The organism is Pseudomonas sp. R3-18-08 (assembly GCF_003852065.1).
GTDB lineage: Bacteria > Pseudomonadota > Gammaproteobacteria > Pseudomonadales > Pseudomonadaceae > Aquipseudomonas.
Map to the genome: position 1 here is coordinate 5,515,708 of NZ_CP027729.1, position 12,777 is coordinate 5,528,484.

At 59.8% G+C, this 12,777-nt stretch carries 11 protein-coding genes; 4 read left to right on the forward strand and 7 right to left on the reverse strand.

The annotated features are described in order from the left end of the window. Positions 1–18 precede the first annotated feature (18 nt). The 6 genes from C4J92_RS25455 to argE form a co-directional block, all read right to left on the reverse strand. A complete protein-coding gene (locus tag C4J92_RS25455; RefSeq protein ID WP_124364876.1) occupies positions 19–987 on the reverse strand; it encodes a sulfonate ABC transporter substrate-binding protein in 969 nt (322 codons plus the stop codon). Between the two features lie 93 nt (positions 988–1,080). Further along, positions 1,081–1,674 (reverse strand): NADPH-dependent FMN reductase, encoded by a 594-nt coding sequence (gene ssuE, locus C4J92_RS25460; protein ID WP_124405603.1) that lies wholly within the window; start codon positions 1,672–1,674, stop codon positions 1,081–1,083. A 325-nt stretch (positions 1,675–1,999) separates the two neighbouring features. Continuing rightward, positions 2,000–2,638, reverse strand: coding sequence for a peroxiredoxin (locus C4J92_RS25465; protein ID WP_015886425.1), 639 nt, complete (start codon positions 2,636–2,638; stop codon positions 2,000–2,002). A 272-nt stretch (positions 2,639–2,910) separates the two neighbouring features. Further along, on the reverse strand, positions 2,911–4,284 hold the full coding sequence (locus tag C4J92_RS25470) for an OprD family porin (protein WP_124372217.1): 1,374 nt from the start codon (positions 4,282–4,284) through the stop codon (positions 2,911–2,913). Positions 4,285–4,843: 559 nt separating this feature from the next. Further along, positions 4,844–6,142, reverse strand: coding sequence for an amino-acid N-acetyltransferase (gene argA / locus C4J92_RS25475; RefSeq protein ID WP_124364878.1), 1,299 nt, complete (start codon positions 6,140–6,142; stop codon positions 4,844–4,846). Positions 6,143–6,278: 136 nt separating this feature from the next. After that, a complete protein-coding gene (gene argE, locus C4J92_RS25480; protein WP_124405604.1) occupies positions 6,279–7,427 on the reverse strand; it encodes an acetylornithine deacetylase in 1,149 nt (382 codons plus the stop codon). A gap of 157 nt (positions 7,428–7,584) precedes the next feature. On the opposite strand from argE, the gene C4J92_RS25485 reads away from it, so the two are divergent. Next, positions 7,585–8,952, forward strand: a complete 1,368-nt coding sequence (locus tag C4J92_RS25485) for an inorganic triphosphatase (protein ID WP_124364880.1) — start codon at positions 7,585–7,587, stop codon at positions 8,950–8,952. Positions 8,953–9,069: 117 nt separating this feature from the next. Here C4J92_RS25485 and C4J92_RS25490 read toward each other — a convergent pair whose 3' ends face one another. Next, a complete protein-coding gene (locus tag C4J92_RS25490; RefSeq protein WP_124364881.1) occupies positions 9,070–9,540 on the reverse strand; it encodes an Lrp/AsnC family transcriptional regulator in 471 nt (156 codons plus the stop codon). A 127-nt stretch (positions 9,541–9,667) separates the two neighbouring features. On the opposite strand from C4J92_RS25490, the gene C4J92_RS25495 reads away from it, so the two are divergent. From C4J92_RS25495 to C4J92_RS25505, 3 genes are all read left to right on the forward strand, one after another. Beyond that, positions 9,668–10,006, forward strand: coding sequence for a hypothetical protein (locus C4J92_RS25495; protein ID WP_124405605.1), 339 nt, complete (start codon positions 9,668–9,670; stop codon positions 10,004–10,006). A gap of 81 nt (positions 10,007–10,087) precedes the next feature. Further along, a complete protein-coding gene (locus C4J92_RS25500) occupies positions 10,088–11,773 on the forward strand; it encodes a GspE/PulE family protein (RefSeq protein ID WP_124405606.1) in 1,686 nt (561 codons plus the stop codon). A gap of 77 nt (positions 11,774–11,850) precedes the next feature. Beyond that, the gene (locus C4J92_RS25505) at positions 11,851–12,771 is read left to right on the forward strand and encodes an SPFH domain-containing protein (RefSeq protein WP_057723399.1); all 921 of its coding nucleotides are present in this window, start codon (positions 11,851–11,853) and stop codon (positions 12,769–12,771) included. Positions 12,772–12,777 lie beyond the last annotated feature (6 nt).

Genomic DNA, 12,777 nt, shown 5'->3' on the forward strand with positions numbered 1-12,777 from the left:
TCTCCTGAAGAAGTCGGATTACGGCGCTTTGGCAACCGAGGCGGGTGGGGTCCAGATCACGTCCTTGATGCTCAAGGGCTTGGGAATCAATTTGAGCTGGTAGAAGCTGTCGGCGATTTTCTGCTGGGCCGCGACCACTTCGGGCGTCAGGAACAGCGCGCCGTAGCCCTGGCGTTTCACGGAGGTCAGGGTGATATCAGCGGGCAGGCCGAGCAGCGGCGCGACCTGGTCCGTCACTTCCTGCGGGTTGGCCTTGGACCATTCGCCCACGGCGCGCACTTCTTCCACCAGCGCCTTGATCACTTCTGGGTGCTGTTCGGCGTAGGGCTTGGTCGCCAGGTAAAACTGGTGGTTGTCGGCGATGCCGGTGCCGTCGCGCAGGGTGCGCGCTTGCAGTTGTTTCTCGGCGGCGGCCTGGTACGGGTCCCAGATCACCCAGGCGTCCACACTGCCGCGTTCGAAGGCGGCGCGGGCATCGGCGGGCGGCAGGAACACGGTTTTCACGTCGGTGTAGGCAAGGCCGGCGTCTTCCAGCGCACGAACCAGCAGGTAGTGCACGTTGGAGCCTTTGTTCAGCACGATCTTCTTGCCCTTGAGCTCGGCCACCGTTTTGATCGTCGAATCCTTGGGTACCAGGATCGCTTCACTGGTCGGCGCGGGCGGCTCGTAGGCCACGTAAAGCAGATCCGCACCGGCGGCCTGGGCGAACACGGGTGGGGTTTCGCCGGTAACGCCAAAGTCGATGGAGCCGACGTTCAGGCCCTCGAGTAATTGCGGGCCACCGGGGAATTCGGTCCATTGCACCTGTACGCCCTGGGCAGCCAGGCGTTTTTCCAGGGTGCCCTTGGCCTTGAGCAGCACCAGCGTGCCGTATTTCTGGTAACCGATGCGCAGGGTTTCTGCGGCGTGGGCTTGAACGATGGCGCCGAAGGACACAGCCGCAGCAAACAGTGCGACCAGACCGCGACGCAAAATGACAGTGCGCATGGCGCTCTCCAAATGTGCGATTAGGGTATTGGCGGCACCTGCTTGGCCGTTGGCGGCTGAGTAAGGTGAGTGTTTCCAGATGTCGGGTAAGGCTTAAATGCTCCAGCGAGCACTCAACAAGCGTTCATTCAGTACATGCGGGTCGAGCGGTTTCGGGCGGCGGGCCATGGCGCTGTAAAACTGCTCCAGGGCTTCGTGCAAGCGCTGTTCAAGCACGGGCACCAATTGCGCCTGGGCACTGCCCTCGCCGTAGGCGATCTGGCTGTCTTCGGCAAAGATCCCATGGAGCAATTCCTGCGCTTTGAGCGCCGACAGCACGGGCTTGAGGGCGTAATCCACCGCCAGCATGTGCGCGATGCTGCCGCCGGTGGCCATCGGCAAGACCACCTTGTGGGCCAGGGCGCGCTCGGGCAGCAGGTCGAATACGGTCTTCAAGGCACCGGAGAACGAGGCCTTGTACACCGGCGTGGCGATCACCAGACCATCGGCATTCGCCACTTGCTGCAAAAGGTCGATGACCTTGGGGCTGTCGAACCGTGCATGCAGCAGGTCTTCGGCCGGAAAGTCGCGGATCTGGTAACTCACCACCTCCACGCCCTGGTCCTGCAGCCATTGACGGGTTTTCTCCAGCAAGACCCCGGAGCGGGAACGCTGACTGGGACTGCCTCCAAGTGTTACGACCAGCATGCAAGTATTCCTTGAGCAAGTGTCAGCGGTTCGCTGTGTGGCGATGGCGCCAAGATGGAACAGACCTTAGCAGTAGATTTATATATCTTTAAATCTTATTTATTCATTTGTTTATTCCATAAAAACATATGAGATAAACAGATCGCCAGGCAAAAAAAAAGGCCGTCGAAACGGCCTGAAAAACCCCTGCTTGTGTGAGCTGTAAAATGTGGGAGGGGGCTTGCTCCCGATAGCGGTCTTTCAGTAACAAGTGCATTGACTGACCCACCGCTATCGGGAGCAAGCCCCCTCCCACATGGGTCCTGTTCTCCAGGGTTGAGCTGTGTTAACGATTGGGTTGCGGGGTAAGCCGCAGGTACGGCTTCACTGCCCTATAGCCCTTGGGAAAGCGTTTCTTGATCTCTTCCTCGTCCTTGAGCGACGGCACGATCACCACCTCATCACCGTCCTGCCAGTTGGCCGGAGTGGCGACCTTATGGTTGTCGGTCAGCTGCAGTGAGTCGATCACCCGCAGGATTTCGTGGAAGTTACGGCCGGTGCTGGCCGGGTAGGTAATGGTCAGGCGGATTTTCTTGTTCGGGTCGATCACGAACAGGGAGCGCACGGTGAGGGTGTCACTGGCGTTGGGGTGGATCAGGTCGTAGAGGTCCGAGACTTTGCGGTCGGCATCGGCCAAGATCGGGAAATTGACGACGGTGTTCTGGGTTTCGTTGATGTCTTCGATCCACTTGTGGTGCGAGTCCACCGGGTCAACCGACAAGGCGATGGCCTTGACGCCGCGCTGGGCGAATTCATCCTTGAGTTTGGCGGTGAAGCCCAGTTCGGTGGTGCACACCGGGGTAAAGTCCGCCGGGTGGGAGAACAGCACACCCCAGCTATCGCCCAGCCATTCGTGGAAACGAATCTTGCCGGCGCTGGAATCCTGTTCGAAGTCGGGGGCGATATCGCCCAGTCTTAGGCTCATGGTGGGGCTCCTGATGAGTGCTTATGGAGCCCACTGTGCAGGGTTTGGGAAGATTTTAAAAAGAATAAATATCGATTTATCTAGACGATAAAAGAATATAAAAATCTGTTCATTGGACTTGGGAGCGGACGAGGATCAACATCGTTTTCAAGGTTCGAGAAGGCCTTGAGACGCTGTACCAAGAGGGATTTCAGGAAGGGCTTGCGGGGGTTGAGCCCGGCTTGAAAGCAACACACCTTGCCCGGCATTGCGCCGGGCAAGGCTTTAAGCAGTTACTTGAACGCGTAGGTGTAGCTGACGATTACACGGTTTTCGTCCTGATCGCGCGCGGCAGCAACATCGTTGCGCCACATAGCGTTTTTCCAGGCAACGCCGACGTTCTTGAACACGCCTTCTGGAACAACGTACGCAACCGTAATGTCACGTTCCCACTCGGACTGGCCGGTGAACTCGGCACGGCTACCGTTGACGGTATCGATGTCGGTGCCTTTGAGGTACACGACACCGGCGGTCAGGCCAGGCACGCCAACCTTGGCGAAGTCGTAGGAGTAGCGAGCTTGCCAGGTACGTTCGCCAGCACGGGCGAACTTGGCGATCTGCATGTCAGTGGTCAGGTAAGCCGACGAGCCGTCACCCTGGTTCAACCAAGGGAAGTCGCTGCTGCCGTTGCTGACCTGGTAACCACCACCGAAGGTATGACCGGCAACGGTGTACAGGAACAGGCCGCTGTACAGGTTGTTATCGACCTTGCCACGACCGGAGTTCACGCCGCTGTAGTTGCCCGAGGAGAAGTAAGCCGACTCGTGGCCGTTCTTGCCGTCATCCGAGCTGTTGAAATAACGCAGGTCAGACTTCAGTACGCCAGGACCGATGGCCCAGTTATGGGTCAGGCCCAGGAAGTGCTGCTTGTAGAAGTCTTCCAGATTGCCGTAGTAGTACTGGGCAGTCAGGTCCTTGGTGATCTTGTAGTCACCACCGGCGTAGTAGAATTTGTTGCTGTCGCGCCAGCTTGCACCACGGGAGTTGGCACCGGCGATCGACAGGTTGTCGACGTTGCTGGAGTTACGGCCCTTGGCTTTTTCGATCTGGCCGGCAACCAGCGTCAGGTCTTTGTAGACATCGTTACTGGTGATCTGGCCACCCTGGAAGGTCTGCGGCAGCAGACGACCGTCGTTGGTCACGATGACCGGCAGTTTTGGCTGCAGCGTACCGAGCTTCAGTTCAGTCTGGGAGATCTTGGCTTTGGCGGTCAGGCCCAGGCTCGAGTAGTTATCAACGGCTTCGCCATTGGACTTGCTCGGGAACACGGTGCCACCGTAGGAGCTCGCCGTGGCGCCGTTGGTGCCGCCGCCGGAGTCCAGGCGAACACCCAGCAGGCCGATAGCGTCGAGACCGAAGCCTACGGTGCCTTGGGTGTAACCGGAGATGAAGCGCAGGTCGAAGCCCTGGCCCCATTCTTCCTGCTTGTTTTGCACACCGGCACGCTTGTTGGCTGCAGTGCCAGCGGCCGAGTCGCGGTTGTCGGTGTTGATGTAGAAGTTACGCAGACCCAGCGTTACTTTACTGTCTTCGATGAAACCGGCAGCGCCTGCTTGCTGGGCGATGGCGCCCAACGCTACAGCCACAGCCAAGGTGGACTTCTTCATGTACCGCTCCTCTCATTTCTAATTTTTGTATTTCTTTGGTCTCGGGTCTGACGCCCTCGATCCACAGATGCGCGATTAGCGCCAGATAGTGACTGCCAAGTCAATCGTAACCTTGTATGTCTACTACCTTCGTCTAATCGCAGTTGATTTGGTCCCTGCAGGGTAATGAGTTTTTCATACACCCAAAAAGAATTGTTTCATTCTTTTTCATACCATTCAGGAATAAGCGCATTCACCCACCGGGCTGGTCAGGCTAGACCGACCATCCCATAAGCTAATTCCTAAAGGGTATTTATCAGCGCTTTTTTAGATCGCTTAGTGTTGACGTTCTGCTGCATACGTCACCCACGATCAAAAAGGCGACGCCATCATGGCCAAAGGCACATCCTCCCGTCAATTTGTTACAGTTTTTGTATCGGGATTAGTTTCTTTTGATGTCAATGCGGCTGTCGGCTAGCGACGACCTTTTTATCGTATCGGCACAGATGAAGGCTTCTGAAGCCTTGGCAAAGTTTTTGAAGGCGCAGGGCTCAAATGTGGGTGTTTTGGTGGATTGGGTTTACAAAGGCTTCTCGAAAATTTTCGAGTTGCGTTGATAGTTGTACAGCGACGCCCGCGCCGACGGCAGGCGGTCCACGCTGCTTGGTACAAAGCCGCGTTCACGGAACCAGTGGGCGGTGCGGGTGGTAAGGACAAACAAGGTCTTCAGGCCCTGGGCACGGGCACGGGTCTCGATGCGCTCGAGCAATACATCGCCGCGTGCGCCATGGCGGTATTCCGGGTTCACCGCCAGGCATGCCAGCTCACCCGCATCCGAATCGGCGATCTGATACAACGCCGCGCAGGCGATGATCATGCCTTCACGCTCGACCACGCTGAACTGCTCGATCTCACGCTCGAGCACTTCCCGGGAACGACGCACCAGAATGCCCTGCTCTTCCAGCGGGCTGATCAGGTCGAGCAAACCGCCGACGTCTTCAATCGCCGCTTCGCGCACCAGTTCGAATTGCTCCTGGGCAACCAGCGTACCGCCGCCGTCGCGGGTGAACAGTTCGGTAAGCAAGGCGCCGTCTTCGACATAGCTGACAATATGGCTACGCCCTACCCCGCCACGGCAGGCTTCGGCGGCGGCATCGAGCAGCTCGGCCTGATAGTTGCTGCCCAGGCGCTGCAGATGCGCCGGCACTTGCTGCGGACGCAACTCGCGCACCAGTCGGCCGTTTTCATCGATCAGGCCCAGGTCGGCACCAAACAGCAGCAACTTGTCGGCGCCCAGGTCGATGGCGGCACGGGTGGCCACGTCTTCGCAGGCCAGGTTGAAAATCTCACCGGTGGGCGAATAACCCAACGGCGACAGCAGCACGATGGAGCGCTCGTCCAGCAGCCGGTTGATGCCCTTGCGGTCGACCCGGCGCACTTCGCCGGTGTGGTGATAGTCCACGCCTTCGAGCACACCGATTGGCCGCGCGGTCACCAGGTTGCCGCTGGCCACCCGCAGGCGCGAGCCCTGCATGGGCGATGACGCCATGTCCATGGACAAGCGCGCTTCGATGGCAATACGCAACTGCCCCACCGCGTCGATCACACACTCGAGCGTCGCCGCATCGGTAATGCGCAAACCTTCGTGATAAGCCGGGGTAAGACCGCGCGCTTCAAGGCGGGCTTCAATTTGCGGACGCGAGCCGTGCACCAGCACCAGTCGCACACCCAGGCTGTGCAGCAGCACCAGGTCGTGGACGATATTGCCGAAGTTCGGATGTTCCACCCCATCGCCAGGCAGCATGACCACAAAGGTGCAGTCGCGGTGGGCATTGATGTAGGGCGAAGCGTGACGAAGCCAATTAACGTAGTCGGGCATAACACCTGGGCCTGTAATAAAAAGCAGCCAAAAAAGGATCAATCGTGAAAGCGCACAGCGGGCTGATGGTTATCGTCGGAACAGGCTTGGCGACACGCTCACTCTCCTTTCTATGTACGAACAGGCAGGGGTTAATTTATGCAGGTTTCAGGCAGTAGTGTTCGATCAGTTCCCGCAATAGACGCACTGTAGGCGTCAAGCGTGACATTTCGAGGTATTCACCCGGCTGGTGCGCACAGGCGATATCGCCAGGGCCGAGCACCAGGGTTTCGCAACCAAGGCGCTGAAGATAAGGCGCTTCGGTGCCGAACGCCACTGCTTCGGCACGGTGGCCGGTCAAACGTTCCGCCACCCTCACCAACTCGGCGTCTTCCGGCTGCTCGAAGGGCGGTACTTCCGGGAACAGCGGCGCGTAATCGATCTTGACCTTATGCCGCTCGGCCAGGGGCTCGAGTTTTTGCCGGATGGCGGCGCGCAGCACCGCAGGGTCCATGCCCGGCAGGGGACGCAGGTCGAACTCCAGGGAGCATTGGCCACAGATGCGGTTGGGGTTGTCGCCGCCATGGATGCAGCCGAAGTTCAGGGTCGGCTGTGGCACGCTGAACTGCGGGTTGCGGTATTCGCGCTGCCAGGCAAGGCGCAGGCCGCGCAGTTCGCCGATGGCGTCGTGCATGGCTTCAAGGGCGCTGTGACCAAGGCTTGGGTCCGATGAATGGCCGCTGCGGCCAAGAATGTCGATGCGCTCCATCATCACGCCTTTGTGCAGGCGGATCGGCTTGAGACCGGTCGGTTCGCCGATCACCGCCGCCCGGCCCAACGGCCGCCCCGCCTCGGCCAGTGCGCGGGCACCGGACATGGAGCTTTCTTCATCGCAGGTGGCGAGGATCAGCAGCGGTTGCTTGAACGGTTGGTCCAGCAGCGGCAGCACCGCTTCAATCGCCAGCGCAAAAAAACCCTTCATGTCGCAACTGCCCAGTCCTACCCAGCGGCCGTCGACTTCCGTCAGCTTGAGCGGGTCGGTTTCCCACAGTGCCGCGTCGTAGGGCACCGTGTCGCTATGGCCAGCCAGCACCAGGCCACCGGGGCCACTGCCGAAACTTGCCAACAGGTTGAACTTGCCAGGGCTGACCTGCTGGATGTCGATGGAGAAGCCCAGGTCGCCCAGCCAGGTGGCGAGCAGGTCGATCACCGGGCGATTGCTCTGGTCGAGGGACGCCTGCGTGCAACTGACCGACGGCGCGGCAATCAACGCGGCGAACTGCTCTTTCATGGACGGTAACGGCATGCGCGGTCTCCAACTTCCCGGATGAACCCCACTATAGAGCCATCTGCACGACACAATAAACCGTTGCGGCACGTTGCCGGGCTCAGTCCTGTACACTGCACGACCTTGGCAGCCACACTTTTCCCCGGCTGCGCTCCCGATCCTGGATTTTCCGGCCATGCAGAAAGAAACCGAAATCAAGCTCCGTGTCAGCCGCGAAACACTCGCCGCGCTGCGTGAGCACCCGCTACTGAAAAAACGCAACAAAAGTGGCTGGGAACGCCGTGAGTTGATGAATCAGTACTTCGACACCCCCGAGCGCGACCTGGCCCAGGCCAAGGTGGCCCTGCGCTTGCGCAAGGACGGTGACGACATCATCCAGACCCTCAAGACCCGTGGCCAGAGCGTCGCCGGCTTGTCGGAACGTAACGAATACAACTGGGACCTGCCCAAAGCCAAGCTCGATGTGAAGAAGCTCGACGGCGAATGCTGGCCCGAGCAACTGGCCGAGCTGGACAAAAAGACCCTCAAGCCGATCTTCACCACCGACTTCGTGCGCGAGCGCGCTGAAATCGCCTGGGGTCGCGGCAAGGCCAAGGTGGTGATCGAAGCCGCCCTGGACCTGGGCCACGTGGTGGTCGGCAAGCAGAAGGAGGAAATCTGCGAGCTGGAACTGGAACTGCGCGAAGGCGAACCGGCCGCCCTGCTGGAACTGGCCGCCGAACTGGCCGCTACCCTGGCGCTGATGCCCTGTGACATCAGCAAGGCCGAGCGTGGCTATCGCCTGTACGACGCCAGCAGCTATTCCTTGAGCCTGCCGGCACCGCAGATCCACGCCGAAATGCCGTTGGACGATGCCTTCGCCGCAATCATGTGGCACTTGCTGGGCAGCAGCCAGCGCCTGGCCGAGCAATATCGCTTCAATGGCCACTGGCGCTTGCTGCAGGACTGGGTCGAGACCCTCGGTGAATTGCGCGCGCTGATCGGCAGCCTCGGCCAGGCCGCGCCGCGTCAATCCACCAGCGAATTGCGCAGTGTCCTAGATGCGTTGCTGGAAGACTGGCGCCCGCTGGTCCAGGCCGGTGACGACGATGAAGACATCCGCAAAGCCGCGCCGGAGCAGTTCGTTGAAGAGCTGCAGGACGTGCGCTGGGGCCTGTTCTCCCTGAACACCTCGCGCTGGCTGCTGGCCCGCACCTGGACCGCCGAGCGTAACGTGCGCGGCAACCGCCAGGGCGCTGCGCAAATCACCAACTGGCTACCGCGCCTGCTGGCCGACGACGCCGTTGCCCTGCAACTGCCGCGCTACCAGCAACAGCCGGAAGACCTGGCCGAGCAACTGCCGCGTATCGAGCGCATCCAGGCCTGGCTGCACCATGCCCGTCAGGTGGTGGATATTCCGGAACTGGACCGTTTGTACGGCGAGCTGAACAAGCTGGCGCACCTGGCTAACCAGCCGATCACTGATGAGTCGCTCGACGCGCGGATGCACCAGGCGATTGCGGTTTATCAGAATCGTGCCTGGAAGATGCTTCTGCGCCTGTGATATCGCCATCGGGGGCAAGTCGAATCGTCGCACCGCCCCTCCCACCATTGACCGAGTTCCTACTTTGGAATGCAGTCACATGTGGGAGGGGGCTTGCCCCCGATAGGGCCGGACCTGCTAGCGCAATACTGGCAGGCTGGTTGTGGATTTTATTTCCGACAACGCCACAATCGAATTAACCTCCTGAATCCCCGGCACCATCGACAACTTGTCGAAGAAAAACCGCTCGTACGCCTCGATGTCCGACGCAACAATGCGCAACAGAAAATCCACCGCGCCCATCAGCACATAACACTCCAGCACTTCCGGAAAGCCACGAATCGCCTCGGTAAACTCGGTGAAGTTGGACCGACCGTGGGCGTTGAGTTTGACCTCGGCGAAAATCTGCGTGTTGAGGCCGATTTTCTTGCGGTCCAGCAAGGTGACCTGGCCACGGATCACGCCATCCTCCTTGAGCCGCTGAATACGCCGCCAGCATGGTGACTGCGAGAGGCCGACCTGCTCGGCGATCTGTGCGCTGGAGAGCGAAGCGTCCTCTTGGAGCAGGGCCAGGATACGACGGTCATAAGCGTCCAGTTCGCTTTGCATAGAAATACCTTATAAGTTGATTAGGTTGAATTGATTGATTCGATTATCTGCCAATCTGTTCGATTTTAGATAAGAAATCTCAGCCGCTGCGTGTAAAAATTTCTTCAGCCGAATTTGGAGAATCAGCATGCACGCCGTCGAAGCCGCTCACTCTGTTACCCGCGCCGATGCATGGGCCGTCGATAGCCTTCACTGCGAGGCGCATTATCGAATCGTCGCGGAGGCGGAGCCGGACGTGCTGTGTCGAGTGCTGAATTACTTCGCGCTGCAATTTCTCACGCCCAATCAGGTGAGCGTGAACAGGCAAGACGACCTGCTGCGCATCGATATCGTGATAGGCGGCCTGAGCTGGCACCGCGCCCAGGTGATCGGTGAAAAGATTCGAAACCTGATCAGCGTGTGTTCCCTGGAGCTGCGCCCGGCTGACTGCGCGCGGCTTCAAGCCGTGGCCGCAACGTCGCGGTAAAAACCTGCAATACACGCACAAGGAGGATTTTCAGAAGCTGGCTAGCCTGGGATTACACCCGACGCCCACCAGGAAACCCTCATGTCCACCGCCCTGCCAGATCGCCCCCTGGAACTGCATCCGTTGCTGCCTGCATTGCTCGAGCAGGAGCTGATCACGGCAGAGACGGCGCAACGGTTGTTGTCCGCGCCCACCAGCGCCCAGCATCCCCTGGAGCGTATCGCCGCAGAAGGGCCGTGCCTGGAAACGTTAACCCAATGGCTGGCCCGGCAGGTCGAGCAACCTTATCTGCGCATCGACCCGCTGAAGATCGACGTCGCGACGGTGGTGCCGCTGATGTCCCACGCCTTCGCCCAACGTCATGCCATCCTCGCAGTCGCCGTAGATGCGCGCAGCGTTACCGTCGCCAGCGCTCAACCCCATGTCAGTGGCTGGGAGGCCGGGCTTTCCCAAGTACTCAAACGCACGATCAAGCGCGTGGTAGCCAACCCCCAGGCGATCCAGCGCTGCATCAACGAGTTCTATCGGTTGGCCAAATCGGTCAGTGGGGCCGATCAAAAAATGGCAGCGCCCGGCAATGCCGACCTGCTCAACCTCGGCGCCAGCGATAAGGAGCCGCACGCCGATGACGCGCATATCGTCAATATCGTCGACTGGCTGCTGCAGTACGCCTTTGGTCAGCGGGCGAGCGATATTCATATAGAGCCCTGCCGCGAACAGGGTCGTGTGCGCTTTCGCATCGATGGCCTGTTGCATGACGTCTACCAATTTCCGCCGCAGGTCACCACCGCTGTCGTCAGCCGCCTGAAAAGCCTTGGCCGTATGAACGTGGCAGAGAAGCGCAAACCCCAGGATGGGCGCATCAAGATGAAAACCCCGGCGGGGGCTGAAGTGGAACTGCGCCTTTCAACCTTGCCCACCGCTTTTGGCGAGAAGCTGGTCATGCGCATTTTTGATCCCCAGGTGCTGCTCAAGGATTTCGACCAGTTGGGCTTGTCTGCCGAAGATCAACAGCGCTGGCAGGCCATGACCCGACAGGCCCACGGCATCATCCTGGTCACCGGCCCGACCGGCTCGGGCAAGACCAGCACGCTTTACGCCACCCTCAAGCAACTGGCGAGCCGGGAGGTCAACCTGTGCACGGTGGAGGACCCCATCGAAATGGTCGAACCGGCGTTCAATCAGATGCAGGTCCAGCACAACATCGACCTGACCTTCGCCAGCGGTATCCGCGCGCTACTGCGCCAGGACCCGGACATCATCATGATCGGCGAGATTCGCGACCGGGAAACCGCCGAAATGGCGATCCAGGCCGCGCTGACCGGGCACCTGGTGCTGTCGACCCTGCATACCAACGATGCGCCGAGCGCGATCAGCCGCTTGCAGGAACTGGGGATCGCTCATTATTTGATCAAGGCAACGCTGATAGGCGTCATGGCGCAACGCTTGGTGCGTGTGCTGTGCTCCCATTGCAAACGCGCCGTGGCCGACGCCTACGAAGCCGCCGGCTGCGTGGAATGCCGCGACAGTGGTTATCGGGGCAGAGCCGGGCTCTATGAAATCATGACGGTGGACGAAACCCTCAAGGCGCTGATCACCCCTGGCGCGGACGTGCAGGCCTTGCGCCGTGCGGCTCTCGGGCAAGGCATGCACAGCCTGCGCATGGCCGGCCTGCAAAAGGTGAAGGCCGGGCTGACGACGATGGCGGAAGTCCTGAGGGTGACCCCTGGGGATTCAGAAACAAATCCTTTGTTTGTTGGGCATTGAAACCGTCCTTATCCGTGACGAGACCGTTACACTCGACCGAACGTCATGTTACCGACATCATCAGATAGGGAATCGCTATGCAGATCGGCACCGTACTGCTTCTTTTCGTGGGGTTGGCCATTGCCATCCTGTTCATGGGTTTCAAAGTGGTGCCCCAGGGCTACCAGTGGACAGTCGAACGTTTCGGCCGCTATACCAACACCCTCAAGCCTGGCCTCAACATCATCATCCCGGTCATGGACCGCATCGGCCGCAAGATCAACGTGATGGAAAGCGTGCTGGATATTCCCCCCCAGGAAGTGATTACCGCCGACAACGCCACCGTGCAGATCGACGCCGTGTGCTTCTTCCAAGTGGTGAACACGGCCCAGGCCGCGTATGAGGTGAACAACCTCGAGCATGCCATCCGCAATTTGCTGCAAACCAATATCCGTACGGTGCTTGGCTCCATGGAGCTGGATGCGATGCTGAGCCAGCGCGACGGTATCAATGAAAAACTGCTGCGCACCGTCGACGAAGCCACGGCGCCGTGGGGCATCAAGATCACCCGTATCGAAATCAAGGACATCAGCCCGCCAGCCGACCTGATGGCGGCCATGTCCGGCCAGATGAAAGCCGAGCGGATCAAGCGTGCGCAGATCCTCGAAGCCGAAGGCCTGCGAGCCTCGGCGATCCTCACCGCCGAGGGCAAGAAACAGGCGCAGATCCTCGAGGCCGAGGGTAGCCGCCAGGCCGCCTTCCTTGAATCCGAAGCGCGTGAGCGTCAGGCCGAGGCTGAAGCCCGGGCGACCCAGGTGGTATCGGAAGCGATCGCATCCGGTAACGTACAGGCGGTGAACTACTTCGTCGCGCAGAAATATATCGATGCCCTGGGCAAGCTGGCGTCGGCCAACAACAGCAAGGTAATCCTGATGCCGCTGGAAGCCAGCCAGGTGATCGGTGCCGTGGGCGGTATCGGCGAGATTGTCAGAGCGACTTTCGACAACAAGAAAGGCTGAGGTCGC